Annotated in this window: 14 protein-coding genes; 10 read left to right on the plus strand and 4 right to left on the minus strand. The window is 41.2% G+C overall.

Going from position 1 to position 20,241, the window contains the following annotated elements; genetic code table 11:
- The first annotated feature begins 76 nt into the window (after positions 1 to 76).
- Together NYR17_RS04960 and NYR17_RS04965 are read left to right on the plus strand one after the other, a co-directional pair.
- A complete protein-coding gene (locus NYR17_RS04960; RefSeq protein WP_302504636.1) occupies positions 77 to 1,534 on the plus strand; it encodes a restriction endonuclease subunit S in 1,458 nt (485 codons plus the stop codon).
- A 59-nt stretch (positions 1,535 to 1,593) separates the two neighbouring features.
- Complete coding sequence (locus NYR17_RS04965) at positions 1,594 to 2,397, plus strand: tyrosine-type recombinase/integrase (RefSeq protein WP_302504637.1); 804 nt, start codon at positions 1,594 to 1,596, stop codon at positions 2,395 to 2,397.
- Between the two features lie 38 nt (positions 2,398 to 2,435).
- Here NYR17_RS04965 and NYR17_RS04970 read toward each other — a convergent pair whose 3' ends face one another.
- A complete protein-coding gene (locus tag NYR17_RS04970) occupies positions 2,436 to 3,791 on the minus strand; it encodes a restriction endonuclease subunit S (RefSeq protein WP_367997965.1) in 1,356 nt (451 codons plus the stop codon).
- A 451-nt stretch (positions 3,792 to 4,242) separates the two neighbouring features.
- On the opposite strand from NYR17_RS04970, the gene NYR17_RS04975 reads away from it, so the two are divergent.
- The 8 genes from NYR17_RS04975 (at position 4,243) to NYR17_RS05010 (ending at position 12,294) form a co-directional block, all read left to right on the plus strand.
- The gene (locus NYR17_RS04975; RefSeq protein WP_302504638.1) at positions 4,243 to 4,833 is read left to right on the plus strand and encodes a hypothetical protein; all 591 of its coding nucleotides are present in this window, start codon (positions 4,243 to 4,245) and stop codon (positions 4,831 to 4,833) included.
- A 278-nt stretch (positions 4,834 to 5,111) separates the two neighbouring features.
- Positions 5,112 to 5,879 (plus strand): copper resistance protein NlpE, encoded by a 768-nt coding sequence (locus tag NYR17_RS04980; protein ID WP_302504639.1) that lies wholly within the window; start codon positions 5,112 to 5,114, stop codon positions 5,877 to 5,879.
- A gap of 183 nt (positions 5,880 to 6,062) precedes the next feature.
- Positions 6,063 to 7,157 (plus strand): MBL fold metallo-hydrolase, encoded by a 1,095-nt coding sequence (locus NYR17_RS04985; protein WP_302504640.1) that lies wholly within the window; start codon positions 6,063 to 6,065, stop codon positions 7,155 to 7,157.
- Between the two features lie 321 nt (positions 7,158 to 7,478).
- On the plus strand, positions 7,479 to 7,856 hold the full coding sequence (locus NYR17_RS04990) for a DUF1569 domain-containing protein (protein WP_302504641.1): 378 nt from the start codon (positions 7,479 to 7,481) through the stop codon (positions 7,854 to 7,856).
- A 142-nt stretch (positions 7,857 to 7,998) separates the two neighbouring features.
- Positions 7,999 to 9,663 (plus strand): DEAD/DEAH box helicase, encoded by a 1,665-nt coding sequence (locus NYR17_RS04995; protein WP_302504642.1) that lies wholly within the window; start codon positions 7,999 to 8,001, stop codon positions 9,661 to 9,663.
- A gap of 204 nt (positions 9,664 to 9,867) precedes the next feature.
- Positions 9,868 to 10,506: a DUF47 domain-containing protein gene (locus tag NYR17_RS05000; RefSeq protein ID WP_302504643.1), complete on the plus strand. Its 639-nt coding sequence runs from the start codon at positions 9,868 to 9,870 to the stop codon at positions 10,504 to 10,506.
- Between the two features lie 27 nt (positions 10,507 to 10,533).
- Positions 10,534 to 11,676 (plus strand): inorganic phosphate transporter, encoded by a 1,143-nt coding sequence (locus tag NYR17_RS05005; protein ID WP_302504644.1) that lies wholly within the window; start codon positions 10,534 to 10,536, stop codon positions 11,674 to 11,676.
- 15 nt (positions 11,677 to 11,691) lie between these two features.
- Positions 11,692 to 12,294: a 4'-phosphopantetheinyl transferase family protein gene (locus tag NYR17_RS05010; protein WP_302504645.1), complete on the plus strand. Its 603-nt coding sequence runs from the start codon at positions 11,692 to 11,694 to the stop codon at positions 12,292 to 12,294.
- Here NYR17_RS05010 and NYR17_RS05015 read toward each other — a convergent pair.
- From NYR17_RS05015 to porU, 3 genes are all read right to left on the minus strand, one after another.
- The gene (locus NYR17_RS05015; RefSeq protein ID WP_302504646.1) at positions 12,264 to 14,531 is read right to left on the minus strand and encodes an FUSC family protein; all 2,268 of its coding nucleotides are present in this window, start codon (positions 14,529 to 14,531) and stop codon (positions 12,264 to 12,266) included. The two genes, NYR17_RS05010 and NYR17_RS05015, sit on opposite strands and share 31 nt — an antisense overlap.
- A 502-nt stretch (positions 14,532 to 15,033) precedes the next feature.
- Complete coding sequence (gene porV / locus NYR17_RS05020) at positions 15,034 to 16,170, minus strand: type IX secretion system outer membrane channel protein PorV (RefSeq protein ID WP_302504647.1); 1,137 nt, start codon at positions 16,168 to 16,170, stop codon at positions 15,034 to 15,036.
- Positions 16,171 to 16,174: 4 nt separating this feature from the next.
- Positions 16,175 to 20,047, minus strand: a complete 3,873-nt coding sequence (gene porU / locus NYR17_RS05025) for a type IX secretion system sortase PorU (protein ID WP_302504648.1) — start codon at positions 20,045 to 20,047, stop codon at positions 16,175 to 16,177.
- Positions 20,048 to 20,241 lie beyond the last annotated feature (194 nt).

Here is a 20,241-nt window from a genome sequence, read left to right on the forward strand (position 1 = left end):
ACCTACCTGAAATCGTAAAAAAACACCTTTTTTGGCATAAAAAACACTGCCGATTTTGATAAATTGACCAAGTAGAATGAATACCAAACAACTGAGACAAAAGATATTAGATCTTGCCATACGAGGGCAATTAGTTCCCCAAAATCCAGATGAAGAGCCCGCATCGGTGCTATTGGAAAAAATCCGTGCCGAGAAGGAAACTCTCATCAAGGAGAAAAAGATAAAGAAAGACAAGAAAACATCGTATATTACCCGAGAGGAGGGTACGGATAAATCCCCTTATCCGAAGTTTACCGAGCATTTTGCCGATGGCACGACCAAAGAAATCACCCAAGAAATCCCTTTTGAAATCCCTAAAAACTGGGCGTGGTGCAGGTTGGGGGAGATTGGTCATTGGGCAGCAGGGTCTACTCCGAGTAGAAAAAAAACAGAGTACTATAATAAAGGAAGTATTCCTTGGTTGAAAACAGGAGATCTAAATGATGGTTATATCAATAATACAGCAGAATTTATTACAGATTTTGCACTTCAAAAATGTTCCTTACGATTAAATCCTATAGGTAGTGTGCTAATAGCAATGTATGGTGCTACAATAGGAAAATTAGGTATTTTAAATATTGAGGCTACGACTAATCAAGCCTGTTGTGCATGCGTACCTTATTTAGGAGTTAATAATAAATTTTTGTTTTTTTATTTATATACTCAAAAACGAATACTTCAAGAAAAAGCAGAAGGAGGAGCTCAGCCTAATATATCAAAAGAAAAATTATGTAATTTTCTTTTCCCCCTCCCACCCCTCGCAGAACAGCAGCGTATTGTAGAGAAAATAGAAGAACTTTTGGTTTGGGTAGAGCAGTTGGAGCAAAACAAAACCGAGCTAAAAACCTACCTTCAACAAACCAAAGCCAAGGTATTAGACGAAGCCATACACGGCAAGTTGGTCCCTCAAAACCCTGATGATGAGCCTGCGTCGGTGCTATTGGAAAAAATCCGAAACGAGCAAAAAGCCATTGCACCTAAAAATAAAAAAACACTACATAATGAACATTATGGGGAGGAACTGCCAAAAGGATGGATAAAAATTCAGATGGAAAATATTTGTCAGTTATCCGATGGTGATAAAAAATCAAATACAGAATTGCCTTATTTGGATGTGAAATTTTTAAGAGGAAAAGATGCTGGAAAAATTAAAAATTCAGGGAAATTTATTGCTAAAAATACGCATCTTATCTTAGTTGACGGAGAAAATTCAGGAGAGATTTTTAAATCAGAAGTAGATGGTTATCAAGGGAGTACATTGAAAATATTAAATATTTCTAAGGAAATGAATCAAGAATATGTTTTCTATATACTAAAAAAAGAACAACAATTATTCAAAGAATCTAAAACAGGCTCTGCCATTCCACATTTAAACAAGAAATTATTTAAAGAATTGCCTGTTTTCTTGCCGCCCCTCGCAGAACAGCGGCGTATTGTAGAAAAAATAGAGCGTATTTTTTCGGAGTTGGAGCTGATAGAAGAAATTTTGGAATAGAGTAAAATAATGCGACGGTTCTTAATTATATTTCTATTCATTTTTAAAAATAATAGAATATGTACAAGCAGTTTAGAACCTTTTTGGAAAAACAAGAACTCTCAAAAAACACGATTAGTTCTTATCTATGGACCGTTGATTATTTTCAAAAAAATTATCAAAAACTCAACAAAGAAAATCTGCAAGCCTACAAAGGCTATTTGGTGGAACATTTTAAGCCACAAACTGTTAATTTACGGTTACAGGCTTTGAATAAATTTTTAGATTTTCAACGAAAAGACCATTTAAAACTAAAATTCGTAAAGGTACAGCAGAAGAATTTTTTAGAAAATGTCATCAGTCACGCCGATTATCTTTTTCTAAAAGAACAACTTAAAAAAGAGGGCTATCAGGACTGGTATTTCCTCGTGTGGTTTCTTGGGGCAACAGGAGCGAGAATCAGCGAACTTATCCAAATCAAAGCCGAGCATATCGCCTTAGGATACTTGGATTTATACACCAAAGGAGGCAAAATTAGGAGGTTATACATTCCTAAAATACTCCGAAATGAGGCTCAAAAATGGCTAAAAGAAAAGGGAATTTTCTCAGGATATATTTTTCTGAATAAATTTGGAAATACCATCACAACGCGGGGCATTGCCCAGCAACTCAAGCATTTTGCATATAAATACGGACTTAATCCCAAGGTGGTTTATCCGCATTCGTTTCGGCATCGTTTTGCTAAAAATTTCTTAGAAAAATGTAATGATATTGCATTTCTTGCCGATCTTATGGGGCACGAGAGCATAGAAACCACGCGTATTTATCTCCGCAGAACTGCCAGCGAACAGCAACAGATTGTAGATGAGATGGTTACTTGGTAACATTTTTTTAATATGAATTGATGATCCCTGAAAAATCATCAATTCATATTTTCATCGAGGAGCTCTTCAATGATTTCTAATTCTGCAAATATTTTTTCAATTTTTTGAACGATTCGTTTTTGTTCTTCGAGAGGTGGGAGGGGGAAATAAATAGAATTGATTATTTCTCCACTAATATTAGGTTGTGCACCTCCATATGCCATTTTTAATATTTCATTGCTTTTGGTCTGCATAAAATAATCGCGATATATTGGGTATAATACATTTTCATTCCTTACCCGAATGTTTCCAATTCGCTGATTTAAATAGGCATTTTCATCGAGGGTATAATTCCCCATTTTTCCTGTTGTTGCACCTGACATAGCAATAAGTAAATCTCCTTTTTTAATTGTGAATTTTTCATCAATAGGTCTATTTATAAAAACAGCATCTTTTAGTTCTATTTTATTATTTTGAATATTTGAAATTCTAACTAAGGGAATGCCGTGTGTATTATAATCCTTACTATTAAAAGCATAGCCATTTAAAAATTTACAAACTTCCCCCAACCGGCACCACGCCCAGTTTTTAGGGATAGGGAAAGATTCCTCCCCATAATGTTCATTATGTAGTGTTTTTTTATTTTTAGGTGCAATGGCTTTTTGCTCGTTTCGGATTTTTTCCAATAGCACCGACGCAGGCTCATCATCAGGGTTTTGAGGGACCAACTTGCCGTGTATGGCTTCGTCTAATACCTTGGCTTTGGTTTGTTGAAGGTAGGTTTTTAGCTCGGTTTTGTTTTGCTCCAACTGCTCTACCCAAACCAAAAGTTCTTCTATTTTCTCTACAATACGCTGCTGTTCTGCGAGGGGTGGGAGGGGGAAAAGAAAATTACATAATTTTTCTTTTGATATATTAGGCTGAGCTCCTCCTTCTGCTTTTTCTTGAAGTATTCGTTTTTGAGTATATAAATAAAAAAACAAAAATTTATTATTAACTCCTAAATAAGGTACGCATGCACAACAGGCTTGATTAGTCGTAGCCTCAATATTTAAAATACCTAATTTTCCTATTGTAGCACCATACATTGCTATTAGCACACTACCTATAGGATTTAATCGTAAGGAACATTTTTGAAGTGCAAAATCTGTAATAAATTCTGCTGTATTATTGATATAACCATCATTTAGATCTCCTGTTTTCAACCAAGGAATACTTCCTTTATTATAGTACTCTGTTTTTTTTCTACTCGGAGTAGACCCTGCTGCCCAATGACCAATCTCCCCCAACCTGCACCACGCCCAGTTTTTAGGGATTTCAAAAGGGATTTCTTGGGTGATTTCTTTGGTCGTGCCATCGGCAAAATGCTCGGTAAACTTCGGATAAGGGGATTTATAAGAAGATAAAAGGAGAATATCCTGATGGTAATTATTGTGCTACCATAGCGTATTATAATCCTAATACAGGGACAAGAAGTTCTTACGAATTAGAGGTTGAAGTAGAGGATGGTGATTTGACTGTAATTCATTGGAATAATGGAGGTTGTATAAATGATAGAGGCTATAGATATACTGTTACTTTAGGGGATTATGGAGGAAATTGCTATTCTGATTCTTATAATTTCAGAAATACAATTGAAAACGACACTAAAGATGAAACCTGTCCTGAATGTGGTTTTACTAAATTACCATATGATGAATATTGCAGTTCTTGCGAACGGAAATTAAAATGTCCTAAATGTGGGAGACAAAAGCATAAATATGATGACTTATGCAGTTCGCGTCAGTATGAGAAAGAGAAAAAAGAAGTTGATGATTATGAATAGCGTTTACAATACATACAATTACGAATTTCTTAAATTAAATCATGACCGAACAAGAATTTTTAACCCGCTATTGGTACGCCTCCGAACTCAAAGCATTGGCAAAACAGCTGGGTATACCGCACGCCAACACCCTACGCAAAGACCAGTTGGAACAAGAAATCCACTGGATACTCAAAACAGGAAAAGTGCGTGAGGTCTCCCTTCCCAAAGCTAAAAACTTGCCTCAATTTCATCCAAAAGACAGCGAAAAAGGCTTAACCCCAAGCCTACCAATCGAGCGCTACACCAGTTATGCGGCAACCAAAAACTTTCTCATCGCCCAAGCTCAAACGCAAGTGCCAGATTTTAAAGTGAGGTCTGGCGTATGGTATCGCCTCAACCGCTGGCGTGAACAGGCGTGCCAAGAGCGTCGCATCACCTATGGCGATTTGGTGGCACAACTGGTTTCCCTCAATCAAAGCGGCGAACCCTTTGCTCAAATTCCCTCCACGCTGATGAATAATTTTATTTCCGATTACCTCAAAAACGAGCCAAACAGCACGCGTCAGCAAGCCATGTCCGCTTGGAAAACCCTCAAAACGTTGCCCATAGAAAAAACCTACACGGCTTGGAAAGCGTACGATAAAATTTGAAGAAGGATAAATATTAAATATGTAAATGCTACTCAAGATGACTTTCAACTAAGGTGAAGTTTATGTAAGATAGGGTAGAAGTACCCTTGCATTAAGAAAAAATATAAAAGTGCGGTAAAAACTTTCAATTTCTATCATCGCCAGAAAATTAGCCTCTGTCCCGAGCGTTAAAAAATGGATAAAACACGAGGAAAATCACACAAAAACCTTCGGAAATCATTACTTTTGGCTTGATAATTGTAAGTTATCAAGAAAAATAATTTAAAAATAAAACTCTTATGAAAAAAAGTAAATGCATCGCATTAGCCGCTATTCTTGCGTTCACAGTGGCTTGTAAAGACAAAAAAGAAACCATTAATACCAACGAAACCACTACCGAACAAGTGGCAGAACAGTCGGCGGTAGATTTTGCAGGGGTGTACACTGGGACTTTGCCGTGTGCCGATTGCTCAGGCATCCAGACCGAATTGGTGTTGAGAAGCGACAAAACTTTCTCGCAGGTGTCTACTTATGAGAAAAAAGGCGAAATAGGTAATTTTGTGGATGAAGGGTCTTATACTTGGGATGCCGATAAAAAGGTGATAACACTGGATTTAGGCGATAACACCACCACGCAATACCTTGTAGAAAACAACCAATTGGTGCAGTTGGATGCCGATGGAAAAAGAATTGAAGGCGAGTTAGCCCCTAATTATATCCTTTCTAAATTGACCGTTGGCGATGTGTCAGGGCACTATTTCAACGGCGAAAAAGGCAAAGGTTCGTACGATGAACTGACGGTAGAAGCTGTAGCGGACAACCAGTATAAAGTATCGGTAGAAACGGGCGGAAGTCCGAAAGGATGCCACTTTGAAGCCACTGGAACTTTGGATGGCAACAAAATCAAAATCAACCTTGCTGAGGTGCAAAAAGATATGAAGAGCAACCTTTATGTGACCTTCTCTGGCAACGAAGCCAAAATCTTCACAGATGCTGAAAACAACTATGATTTGATGTATTTCTGCGGTGGCGGCGGTAGCTTAGCGGGTACTTATACCAAAAAATAATCGCGTCTCAATAGCATGATATGACTGCGGGAGTTTGTAGCTCTCGCAGTTTTTATGATGCATATTTCACAGCTTTATATTTTTACAATTTCACCAATATTTTAATTTTTGAATCTTTAAATATAGAGTATAAATGCTCTTTGGGCAATTTTCCCTACCTTTGTTCGCCTAAAAAACAAACCAATGAAAATAATTGTACTCATTATAATAGTGCTGATAGTGCTGATTTTATGGTATCTTCGTCGCCCGATTTTTGGAAAAGCACCCCAAGGCGAACGCCTAAAACGTATACAGCAATCCCCCAATTATAAAAACGGAAAATTCCAAAACCGAACGCTCACGCCGACTTTGGCGGAAAATACCAATATGCTCGCGGAGGTTTACAAGACTTTCCTCAAAAGAATTCCCAATAAATCGCCGTTGCACGCATTGCCAACCACCAAAACCGACCTTCACCAGTTGCCCACGGAGGGCGATTTTTTGATCTGGTTTGGACATTCGTCCTATTTTTTGCAAGTGGCAGGTCAGCGATTTTTGGTGGATCCTGTGATGAGCGGCGCTGCCAGTCCTATGCCGTGGAGCGTGCGGGCGTTCAGTGGCACCGATGTTTATACACCTGCCGATATTCCCGAAATTGATGTCTTGCTCCTGAGCCACGACCATTATGACCACTTGGATTATCGCACTGTGAAAGCCCTGAAAAACAAGGTGAAACAAGTGATTTGCGGTCTGGGTGTGGGGGCACATTTGGAGGCTTGGGGTTTTGAGCCTTGGCAAATTATCGAAATGGATTGGGATGAGCAATATGTTGTAAATGAGAAGATAACGCTCCATACCACCACAGCGAGGCACGGCTCGGGTAGAGGCTTTCGCTCCAATAATACGCTTTGGTTGTCGTATGTATTGGAGACGCCTCATTTGCGAATTTTTATCGGTGGAGATAGCGGCTACGACCGACATTTTGCCGAAATTGGCGAAAAATTTCAAGGTTTTGATGTGGCGATTTTGGAAAACGGGCAATATTCCGAGAGTTGGCCCTATATCCATATGCTGCCGCCACAGACTTTTCAAGCTGCTAAAGATTTAAAAACCAAACGATTATTCCCTGTGCATTCCTCAAAATTTGTTCTCGCTCGCCACGCTTGGAACGAGCCTTTGGAAGCCCTTTCCACCTTAGCCACTTCGGCGGAAATACCGCTGATCACGCCTATGATTGGGCAATTGGTTCCGTTAAATGATGAGCCTCAAACTTTTAATCCTTGGTGGAAAGAGGCGTAGGTTTTAGGGGGGATTTAATTTTGTTGAAAAATGCTAAATTTTAAATAAGAGCTATAATTAAAATAGGTTTTGATAAATTTACAAAAACATGGAAAAATAGCTCTGTTTTTCACTCTGAAAATTATACTTATCAAAAAAAAATTATCGTTGATTGCCATAGATTGTTGAGCCTACGCACCAAAAACAAGATAATATCGTATCTTTGTGCTTTAATCATCATTTAAAGATAGAGAAAATGCATATCGCGAATTTATTTAATGCGGAAGAGTTGGAGAAAACCCTTGCTTGTATAGAGCGGTTAAAGCCTGATATCCAAAGACTTTGGGGGAAGATGTCGGTGGCTCAAATGTTAGCCACCTCAATATTGCTTATCGCCTCACTTATGAACCTACGCCAGCGGATCAACCGAGTTTTTTCGGGAAGTTGATGGCGAATCTTTTTGCCAAGAAAATGGTTACCGACTCTACCACACCGTATAAAAAGAACGGACCAACAGCCCCTTCTTTCATCATCAAAGAGGAGAAAAATTTTGAGGAAGAAAAGCAAAAACTCATCGCTTACCTCAAAAAAACGCAAGAATTAGGCGCCAATTTCTTTGAAGGAAAAGAAAACATCACCTTTGGAAAGCTCTCCGCTACGCAATGGAACGCCCTTTTTTCTAAGCACATAGACCACCATTTGAGTCAGTTTGGGGTGTAGCATTAGAAATGTTTAATTTCATCAAAAATGAAAAAAGTAGACATTCTACTATAATAAAATGATAAAAAAGAGGTGTTGCAGAAAGGTTTAAAAAGCGATCTCATAAATTTTTCCTATCTTTGCAGAAATTTTAGAACATTTAATGAATTTATTTAGCGAGTCCAATTTAAGTCCTGACATTCTCAAGGCCATTGGCGAAATGGGCTACGAAAGCCCCACAGAAATCCAAAAACAAGCTATTCCTTTTATTTTATCAGATCATAGAGACCTCATTGCGCTGGCTCAGACAGGAACGGGGAAAACCGCAGCGTTTTCATTGCCTATTTTGGATATGATAGACGCGCAAAGTCGTAAAATACAGCTTCTGGTGCTGTGTCCAACCAGAGAACTATGTTTGCAAATTGCCAAAGACATCCGCACTTATTCCAAGTATCAAAAGGGAATAAAATCTGTGGCAGTGTATGGCGGTAGTAGCATTACAGACCAAATCCGCAGTTTAAGAGAGAAGCCACAAATTATTGTGGGAACACCTGGGCGGGTTATCGATTTAATCAACCGTAAGGCGCTTGATTTCTCCGAAATCCAATGGTTGGTGTTAGATGAGGCAGATGAGATGCTCTCTATGGGCTTTAAAGACGATTTAGAAACGATACTTTCTGAAACGCCAGATACCAAACAAACTTTCCTTTTCTCTGCAACGATGAATAAGGAGGTGGAGAAAATCTCTAAAAACTACTTGACACAGCCGCATCGTATTTCGGTGGGTTCCATTAATGCGGTTAAGAAAAACATCTCCCACGAGTATTATGTAGTGAATTACAGACAGAAAAAAGAAGCCTTAAAGCGTTTAATAGACGCCAACCCGAACCAATATTCCATCATCTTTTGTAGAACCCGAATGGAAGCTAAAGATGTAGCTGATTATTTGATGCAGCACGGCTTTGCAGCAGATGCCCTCCACGGCGATTTGTCCCAAGCCCAAAGGGATACCGTGATGAAGAAGTTTAGGCTTAAAAATATTGATATTTTGGTGGCTACAGATGTGGCAGCCAGAGGTTTAGATGTAGATTCTCTCACGCATGTGATCCATTATTCCTTGCCTGATGACCCAGAAGTTTTTGTCCACAGAAGCGGAAGAACAGGGCGTGCGGGCAAAGATGGGATTTCTATGGCGCTCATTAAACCTGAGGAAACCAGAAAGCTAAAACAGATTAAAAGCCAGACCAAAATAGACCTTAAAGAAAAGCCAATTCCTAAGGGCGAAGATATTATAAAAGCCCAAGTGGCAGGCGTTTTTGAGCATCTATTTACCGAGCACGAAAACTATTTTGACTTTGATGATAGCCTTATTCCAGACCTTTCGGCGTTTTCTAAGGAAGAGCTGGTGCATCAGTTATTGCAGTTTCAGTTGAGAGATTTGGCGCTGTATTACAAGGAAAGAAACGACCTTTCTGACCAAAAACTAAAGCGTGAAGATGAGGTAAGAGAAAGCCGCAGAGAGCGCAGAGGCTCCGAAAAGGGGAGAAGAGAGCGCAGCGCTGGTGGCAGAAAGAGAAATACACAAGGTAATATGGTGCGTTTTTTCTTTAATCTCGGCAAAAAAGATCAATTGAAAAAGGTAGATGTTTTGGACATCATTAATAAAGCGACTAAGAAATCAAAGAAAAAGCCAGACATTGGCGATATAGAAATTTTAGAGAAATTCTCGTTCTTTGAAGTTGAAAAGCCTTTTAAAAACGAAATTCTAAGCAACCTTTCCTCAATGAAATTTAGAGGCAAAGAGATGAGAGCCGAGGTGGCAAACTAAAACCTACACCACTAATCAATTTATAATGGATAGAAATTTTTTTCTGTTCATTATTTTTTTGTAAAATAGCCTAAATCTAAAATATGATTTAAATGCCAAAAACCTGATTTTTCTCAAATGTGAACAAAAATTAACATTAGAATTTCCTTACTTGTTTTTTTATGATGATATTTGCCCTACTAAAAAAATGAAATAATTAAAACAATGGGAATAGGTAATATTTTTAAAGCTTTTCAACCGAAAGACAAGGTGTTTTTTGTACTGTTTGAAAAGGTAGCCAATACTTTGGTGGAGATGTCTAAGACCTTCCACGAAGGCATTAAAGACTTTGATGCCAATGATGAAACTTTATTGCAAAAAATCAGCGATTATGAGCATCAGAATGATGACACCACGCACCAGATTTATGTAGAGCTGGGCAGAAATTTCATCACGCCGTTTGATAGAGAAGACATCCACTATTTGGCGAGTGGTTTAGATGATATTGCCGACTATATGTACGCTTCTATGAAATATATTCTACTCTACAAAAGCCCAGAAACAAAGGCATTTGAAGAGCTTTCGCTCCTTATCTATAAAGCGTGTTTAGAAATCCGAACTGCGATAGAAAACCTTAAAGAATTTAAAAATCCTGCCGCGGTAAAAGAGGCGACCATCAAAATCAATAGCATAGAAAATATTGCCGATGATGTGCATAGCAATGCGATGATTAAACTCTTTGAAACCAGCGATGCCATCAACATTATTAAAGTCAGCAAGGTTTTAGACTACTTAGAAGAAGTAACCGATAAAGCCGAAGATGTAGCGAATATTTTAGATAATATTATCATTAAATACGCTTAAGATTTTTATCATCTAAAAATACACAGTATGGATTTCCCAATGCTCCTCATCATTATCATCGCCTTGGCTTTGGTATTTGATTATATTAATGGATTTCATGATGCCGCTAACTCTATTGCTACCATTGTTTCCACGAAGGTGCTCACGCCATTTCAGGCGGTACTTTGGGCAGCGGTTTGGAATTTTGCCGCATTCTTCATCGCATTTTACATCGTTGGCGAGTTTAAAATTGGTAATACCATTGCCAAAACCGTAAACGAAGATTTTATCACCTTAGAAGTGATTTTTTCAGGATTGATGGCAGCCATCGCGTGGAATTTGCTCACTTGGTGGTTTGGTATTCCGTCCTCTTCCTCTCATACCTTAATTGGTGGGTTTTTGGGCGCCGCGCTGATGCACGCCTTAGTGACAGACTACCACCAGATTGTATTAGCACAGCCAGAATTGTCCTTTTTAGAAGCGGCACAGTTGGCTTTTAAACAGCTATTTTCGCAAGATGTGGTCAAGTATAGCAAGGTCATTCCTATTTTCTTGTTCATCTTTATGGCGCCATTTATCGGGATGATTGTCTCTGTGATCATCACCCTTATCATCATCAATATTTGTAGAAAAACCAACCCTCACAAAGCCGAAAAAGCCTTTAAGAAATTACAATTGGTTTCTTCAGCCTTGTTCAGTTTAGGGCACGGGCTTAATGACGCTCAGAAAGTGATGGGAATCATCGGTGCGGCAGTTATTTACTACCATGTGAATATGATTGGCGGCACAGATATTTATGCCGAAATGCTCCCTGCAGACCGTTTTAACCATTTTGCGAAAGATTATGTTTGGGTGCCTATTGCCTCTTTCGTGGCGATTGGTTTAGGAACGATGAGTGGCGGCTGGAAGATTGTAAAAACGATGGGAACACGGATTACCAAAGTAACCCCATTAGAGGGCGTAAGTGCCGAAACGGCAGGTGCCATCACCTTATTTTTGACTGACCATTTCGGGATTCCAGTGTCTACCACGCACACCATTACAGGGTCTATTATTGGGGTAGGGCTTACCAAAAGGATTTCCGCTGTGCGCTGGGGCGTTACTGTGAGTTTGCTCTGGGCGTGGGTACTCACCATTCCGATTAGTGCTTTGGTGGCTGGCGCGACCTATCTACTGGTGATTATGTTTTAATACTTAGATTAAAAAATGCCTTTATACCGAGAGTTTTCAGATGCAGAGAACGCCATTTTGGTGTGGCAATATCAAGCGGAGGTGGAGGCAGAACAGATAGACCTTGACACGGCGCTATCTAAAAAGAAAATAGAAAAATGGATGATCAGCCAGATGCTGCAATCAGCGTTGCCCAACCATTTACTCAAACATCAAGACCATGGGGCTCCGTATGTAGAGCCTCATTCTGCTGATATCAGCATAAGCCACGCCTATCCTTATGCCGTGTTAGCCATAGCGCCACAACCCATAGGGGTAGATATAGAGCTAAAATCCGAAAAAATCCGACGCGTAAAATCCAAATTCTTATCTAAAAAAGAAATGGAATGGCTCGCAGATACCGATGATTTAAACAGCCTCACCAGCATTTGGTGCATTAAAGAGAGCCTTTATAAAATCCATCAAGAGAAATATTGGTCGTTTAGAACGCATTACGAAGTCTCGCCATTTAGGGCAGGTGAGACCGCGCAAGCCATAGCCTGCCGTGTAGTAGATACCGAGGGCAATGCCACAGCCTACCAAGCCCAACTTTACCATTTAGATGGAGATTATATTTTAGCCGTGGTAACCGCCGTGTAGTCTTGTTTTAGGTGTACTGCCACTTTCCGCTGTTCTTTTGCGACATTATAGATTAAATCCAAAAGTTCTTGGATATTTTTGAGCTCCGTGAGGTGCGTGATGCGCTTAGGATTTCGGATGTTGTAAACCTCAGACTCTGCAAGTTCCATTTTCCGTTTTTGGAGTAGAGTGCTCACATAATCCTCGGGTCTAATCTCGCTTTTTTCATTAAGGCTGGCATCATACCGAGTATTGTTGAGGAGCATTTGCGTTTTGTGCATTTCTGCATCTATTTTGGTGTACCAAGAGGCAAAATCTATCTCAGAATAGGTCTTCCCCGACTGCGCATACTGAGATAACGAGGCAATGTAAGCCGTCAGCAGGTGAGAGGTGGTCACAAACTGATGGATGTCTTCTAACTTTTTCTGTTGTGTTTTGGGGTCAGAGAGCATCCTTTGGAAGTTATCCGAAAGGTTGGCTAAGGCAATAATGGCATTCTTCCGAAGCAATCGGTAGTGCTCATCGCCGTGGGCTTTTTGTTGGAAAATCGCCAGCACCTCTTCAAAATAAAGCCGATTGTTCTTCTGAGAGACCTTCATTAGCGTTCGGTTTTGGGTATGTTCCCACACAGGCATCACAAAATAAGACACCCCAAAGGCGACAATCCCCGCAATCAAGGTATCAAAAATGCGATCTTTCAGAAGGGTTTCAAAATGCCCAGGGTTCAAGAAATTAAAGGCGATGAAGACATAAACCGTCATAAACAGCACTGCCCAGAAATATTGCGTCCTAAGCATCGTAAAACAGAGCGCCATAGAGATAAACAGCAAGATGAGCAATAGGGTAGGCTCGTGCACAAAATAGATGATGAGCGCCCCCACCACCGCCCCTACAGCGGTACCATAGAGCCGCAGGAGGTTTCTACTTTTGGTGATGCTGTACGCAGGCCTCATAATGGCGATGATGGTGATGAGTACCCAATAAGAATGCCCCAAACCGTGGAAGGTCATTTTAGAAATGGTATAACCGATGAGCATCGCGGTGGTAACCCGAATGGCGTGCCGAAAATGTGCCGACTTTCGGGAGAAATTGGTTTTAAAAACCTTGAAATTCAGCGGTTCTTCCTTAGGTAAAAATTTGGATAGATCTAACCCAGAGGAAAGGCTTTTGGCTAAGTTAATATCTTGGGTGGTAATTTGGTAGATGGCTTTAATGTCTTCTGCCACCTCTGCCATACGCATCATCACTTGGCGGAGGATCATAAAATCATCTAAGGTATCTGGCGAAAGCCGCTGCATTCTTAGGTCAAAATAAGCATTAAAGCAGTCTTCCATCACCGCATTGATGTTTTGCTTGGGCTTAGGCTGTTGCCCCGCCTGCGTGCTCACCCCAATATGGCTCAGTTCCGAGGCTAAAAGTTGCAAGGTCTGTTGTATCTGCCCAAGAATGCGGGTGCCACTGAAACGCTGTTGCAGCTTTTGATAATCGGTTTCCGAGGTCAGTAGCTTTTCATAGAGGTCTATACTACTGATAAAGCTGAGCATCAGTAGGCGGCTGGTGGTAGTAGATTCATTCACGAATTTCCGTGTGCGGAAGACCAAATCTCGGGTTTCTTCTTGGGTATTTTTGATGAGCACTTGCTGGGCTAAAAGCTGGCTGAGGAGCTGCTCATAGTCCGGATTTTTACCATAGAATTTGGCTTTAATCTCTAAGTATTTCCCTAATTCTATATAATTTTCGCCCACCATTTGCTTGGCTAATTTATAAGGCTGTAGCTGTGCCAAAACCGAGAACAACAGCAAGTACCACGCTGCACCAGCGGTAAAGATTAAGATGTTATAAAAGATATGCTCCCCCGTGAGATGTCCATCAATAAAGATGGCTAAAACCACGAGTGATAAGCCGCCCACGGCTGCCAACCGCTGACCAAAAACGCCAATCATATTGAAGAAAAGCCCCATCACCACCAGCTCTACCAGCACCAATAGCGGATAATCTTTGAGCAAACTGGCGATGGTAGCTACCATAAAAAACGAAACAATAGCCCCAATCAGGGTGTTCCGCCGGCGGATGAAAGGACCAGGCTGATCCACAAAGGCAATAAAACTGGTGCCCAGCGGAAAGAGGAAAAACATCTTGAAAACCCCAAAGTAACTGAATATAAGCGAGGGCACAAGCACAGCGAGAGAAATCCTAACCCCTGTGTAAATATTCTGTCCAGAGAAAAACTTCTTGAGTTCGGTGGCATAATCTTTCATCTTGCAAAGTTAATGAATATTTTATGTCTTCTTCTTTAAACTTAGGTTAAGGTTTGGGGGATTATCGCGACCCCTTCGGAAGGGGTCAGATCCCCCTTCTTTAGTGGTCATTACCCCCTTCTGAAGGGGTCGGATACCCCTTCTTTAGTGGTCGTTACCCCCTTCCGAAGGGGTCGTGTATCCCTTCTTTAGTGGTCGTTACCCCCTTCCGAAGGGGTCGTGAATCCCTTCTTTAATGGTCGTTACCCCCTTCCGAAGGGGTCGTGTATCCCTTTTTTAGTGGTCGTTACCCCCTTCCGAAGGGGTCGGATATCCCTTCTTTAATGATCGTTACCCCCTTCCGAAGGGGTCGTGTATCCCTTTTTTAGTGGTCATTACCCCCTTTCGAAGGGGTCGGATACCGCTTATTTAGAGGTCGTTGCTCCATTTATTGAAAATAAAAACCCTGCAAATTAGGCTTTGCAGGGTGCTTGTCAAAAAAAGTTAAAATAAATTAAATCTACTATTGGTCGGCATTAGAGGTCGCCTCTCCGATGTTCCAGGTTAATCCGAAACGGAGGGTGTTGTCTAATGCGGAATTGGTTTTAGAAGTGTTGATGAGGTAAGAAACATCTAAGCCAAAAGATTGGTAGTTGAAGCCCACACCCACGGTGGCATATTGGCGCCCACCTTGCAACTGGCTTTCGGTGAAATAACCGCCTCTTACCGCAAAGGCATCATCATAAGAGTATTCTACAGCGGCGCTTAGCATAGTGCTTTGCGGATTGCTGAAAGATTTACCGATGCCCTCCAATACCCCTGCATTAGGGATCTGTAGCGTGGTGCCATCTTCGGCGTACTCGGCACCAGGTACCAAGAGTTTAGAGGCTTCTACGGAAAGCCCTACTTTATTGGCTTCGTCTAAGAATAAATCATAACCGGCCCCAATTCTCAAAGTGGTAGGGAGGTAAGAGCGAGAAGTGTCATCTCCTGTATAATCCAACTTAGGACCTAAATTCTGAACGGCAAAACCAGCTCTGGCTTGACCTTCATAATCACCGAAACTCTGGTGCTTAGGAGATTGGTAGAACCCTGAAACATCTACAGCAAAGCTATTGGCAGGCTTTAGATTGCTATCAGAGTTAAAACTTCCGAAGTCTGAACGGATATAGCGACCTGTTACCGCCATAGCGTAGGAGTCTGATAACTTTAAGCCATAGGAGAGGTCAATCGCGAATTCGTTAGGGCTTACCGAGCCTTCTTGGGTCACTTGATTGCCTACCAACTTGGTGAGTTCCACTTGCCCCATATTGAAGTAGTAGATACTGGCGCCTAAGGTAGAGCGCTCTTCGTTGCCTAAAAAGGTGTGGTAGCCAGCATAGAGTAAGAAAATATCATTGGTAATCTTGCCCATATAAGGGGTATAGTTAACCGCCACGGCAGAGGTGGTTTTGCTGAAAGGGAATTTAGCCGCATTCCAAAACTGAGAAAAAGCATCAGTAGAGGTGGCTACCCCTTGGTCTCCCATACCGCCAGCTCTGGCATCAGGAGATATTCTAAGAAATGGTGCCCCCGTGAGGACTTGTCCTTTTTCTTGTGCTATAGCGAATGATGATGCCGCTACGCCTAAGCCTAAAAGTAGTTTTGTTGTAATTTTCATAAGTTTATTTTAATAAAATCATTTTTTCTGTTTGTGTTACTGAGCCTTTGCAAGTGCCTTGATTAGCACTTTTCACAAAAACTTTGTAAATATACGAACCTTTTCCCACATGGGCACCATATTGGTCTGTGCCATCCCATTCTATCTGTTCTCTACCCGTGCGGAAGCCTTCTCTAAACGGTTCGGAGCTTACGGCTTGGTGGATGGTTTTTACCAATTTCCCTGTAATGGTATAAATTTGAGCGGTCACCTCCAATAGGTCTGGACAGTTGTGCTCAAAGTGGATATAGGTTTTATTGGTAAAAGGGTTAGGCCAGTTCAGTAGCCTTTTAACCACCAAGTTTTCTTCGCCCTGAGGTCTTACTATAAAGTTTAACGATGCCGACGCCGAATTATTGTTAATATCCCAAACTTTTAATACCAACTGATGGTTGCCTGGTTTCAAGTTTTGGAACGCGTAGTTCACAGTACCTTTTTGGAAGTCCTTCAGTTGTGTGGAGATACAGCCGTTGCCTTCCCCAGGGGAGAAGTAGTCATTAAGCACCTTGGTGTTAATCACCTCACCATCTAAGACCATAGTAATATCATGCCCTATGCCTGCACCAGTCGCATTGATGCCCATGTTATCCGTTAAACACGCCAATAGAATAGGGTTCTCATTGGTAATGCCGCCATCTGCAAAGTTGGTATTGTTCATAAAGAGTTTTATTTTTGGCGGTTCGTTATCGTTGATGCCATTAGGGTTAATGCCGCCGATGGTAACGGTTTCAGAGTGGTAGACATCTCGTTTTTGGTTATCGGCATAGAGGAGGAGGCGCCCATCGCCCATATCAAAATCAATATCTTTCGGGATGTAGAATTCCAACTCAAACTCTCCTGCAGTAGCGGTGCCCGAAGATTTTACAATGGGGTTACCTTCTTCTTTATAATGGAGAATTGGCGTCAGGTTGCCATCATTATTTCGGGTGCTTTTATTTTGAAATTTATCAAAGAGGCTGATGATCACTTTACCGTTAAAATCGGTGTCTGTACTACCTTGCGGTGTGGTAATATGCCCTTTAATCTTGATGAAATCCAAAGCTCTGATGCTGTTGGTGGTAGGCTTGATAATTTCATCAATGATGATGTGAGGCTGAGGGCGGCTCAGTTGCATAGCAGGGTCGCCTAAAAAGTTGACTTTGAGGTGGTCTGGGTGTGCCCCAAAAGCTATTTTTGCAGAGAGGAAGGCATCGCCTAAGCGGTTGAAATTTTGGTTAGCATTGATTTGGAATAGATGTTCCAAGAATTTGCGGCTGAACCTCTTGCCATAGTTAACGCCGAGCTCTCGGCTGGAAGTAATCATAGTGGCAGGACCGCCTTGGGGGTGTTTCATCATAATCTCTCCTGCGGAGCTGATGGCAGGGTTGTCCCAAAGGGTAAACTCACAAGTGATGGTGGATACCAACGGAAAGCGGCTATAGGTGCGGCTGAAGTTATTGAAACTTTGAATGTCTGGCACCGTGAGCACCCGCTCTTGCGCCCAACCATTGACACCGCCGTGCCCAAAATACATCAGGAATAAACTGTTGCTTATGGCAGTATTGATGCCTTGTTGTACGGCAGGATAGCGCTGTCCTCCAGCGGTGCTCTCAGGTGCAAAAGCATCAAGGTAAAGCTTTCTGATGTGGTATTCTTTTTTATCTGTGCCATCTTGGAAGATGTTTTTTAAAACCGCGTTGATTTCCGTGTGGAAAGGGGTACCGCCATCATTGTCATCATCAACCACAAAATCCATATTCATCTTCCAATCACCAAACGGCGTGGATTGGTTGGCAAGTTGGTTATAATATGCCAACGTTTTATCGATAAGGGTCTTTGCTTCGCTGGCGTTTTGGGCTGGTAGCCTACCAATAGGCAGATCAGGGAAGATGTTACTTAACGATGAAGACCGCTGTGGGCTACTCATCACAAAATAATCATCGGTAACAAAGGATTGATCAAAAGAGAGGCTACTCTCACTCTCATAAGACGGAATAAGGTAAGGGTTCTTTGATATTTTGCCTCTGTAATCGTAGGATGTATCGCCCAAGATGAGGACATATTTAAGGTTGCCGTTATTTTTAAGGTGGGCTATAAAATTCCGAATGGCGGTAATATCCTGCCCACCAGAGCTGTACTCGTTGTAGATTTTCTCTGGCTCTACTATCGCGACTTTAAAGTGGTTTTGCTCCTGATGATAACGAGCCAAGCGCTGGGCTTCTCCCACCAACGCAGGCGAGGTAATGATGAGGTAATCCGTATCTGTAAGCGCTGCCAAATTTTGGTTTTCGATTCTTCCCACAAAAGTAGGTACTTGCGCTGCCGCCATATTAAAAGCGATAAACTCATTATTAAAAAGGTCTGAATTGGCGAGATATGAAAGTTGGAAAGTATCAGCGTTGCCACTCATATTGGGTTTGTGGCGGACATTGGTCACATCGGCAACATTCCATACACGGTCTATGCCGCCAGCATTACTGATTTCAAAGCCATACACCATTCCAGAACCTTCGCTAATGCTAAAATCTCTAAATGCCAATAGATTTCCGTTAAATTTGAGCGGTTGTTTATATAAAACCTCCACATAATCTAAGTAGAAAAGCGCATTAGGATTAGGGCTGATGTCTGGTGTGAAGTTAAACTTTAAGGTATTCCCCGTGATGTTATTCGTACTGAAATTAAAGACTAAAGTACCAAAATTTTTGCCTGCGGTGAGGCTGGCTTCTTCGCCATTGAAATTGAGGCTTATTTTTGCATTTTGCGCATTGCTGGTTGCCACACGGGCGCGGTAGATGGTTTCGCTTTGTGCAGGAATGGGCTCTGGCGTGTTAAAGGTAATATCTTGCGGATTGGTAAAGGCATCGCCTACCCATAATCTCCCAATGCCGCGGAGGTTGTTTTTCTCCTCGTTGAGGTATTGATAATCATCATACTCTCGTTTGAAAGTATTGGTTGGTGTGTTGGTCTCGGTGGTGATTCTTTTGCCTTCGCCTTGGTCAAAACTGAGGAAATAATAGGCGGATTCATCATAGATATTGACCACATTATAAGAACGGTCTGTGCGGGTTTCACGGCGGCGGTGTCCTCTATTATAAAGCCCAAAACCATTGGGACCTTGTGCATAAAAAAGAGCGAAATCCTCATCGTTCCATTGTTCATCATCTTCGCCCACCACTTCTATCGCATTTTCTTGGAGGGTGGAATAATAAACATCCCGATTGTATTCTGGGAGCATCAGTCCGCCGTTGCCATAAATCCTTAAATGCTTGGGATTGACGCTATTGGGGTCTATGCCGTTTTCTTTTAAAAACGCTGTAGTGATTTTGAAAACGCCTGTTTTGTCCACTTTTATCTTATAGAAAGTTCCCGTCGCCAATGGAGAATCAGCGCTATTGCCGAGATTTTTAAACTGTTGCGCTGTGGTCTGGACTTGTGGCGTTTGTGGCGTGAGCGTGTAGGATGTCAGCCGATAAATTTCATCATTGATGCGCTTAATGGCTTTAATTCTATAATTGATGAACATCCCCGCTGTGTCCGTATGGCTTTCAGGGTTAAAATCGGCTTCTTCATCTGGGGTAACTTCGTGGAGTTGTAGATCGTACCAAAGATTTTTTGGAAGTTTTTCCCAATGCATCTGGCTAACGCTCAATGCTTGTAGTGCTGTTGTCTTTTGGCTATTTTGGAGGTAAATTTGCCCTTGGTCAAATACAAAATGTTCATTGTTAAAGCTGGGCAGCGTTACCGTTTTCCCTTGAGCGTAAGTTATGGTTTGGTTGCCTTCCCAATGGATGGTATAGGTTTGGGCACGTGCGCAAAGCACGGAAATCACAGCGATGTATAAAAAAACAAATCTTTTCATTAGGCGATAGATGAAGTTAGAATGAATTTATTGCAAAGTAAAAGTAAAAATCTTAAACAATAAAATTAAATGCGTGCCGTTTTGAAAAAAATAGAAATCTATTTTGTAAAGTAGAATAAATTGTTTTACTTTGTGGATTGTTAATTTTAGACTATAAAACGGTAATGCAGAGCGCATTGTTTTAAGGTTAAAAT

Origin of the sequence: Riemerella columbina, from assembly GCF_030517065.1 — a bacterium.
Classification (GTDB): Bacteria; Bacteroidota; Bacteroidia; order Flavobacteriales; family Weeksellaceae; genus Riemerella; species Riemerella columbina_A.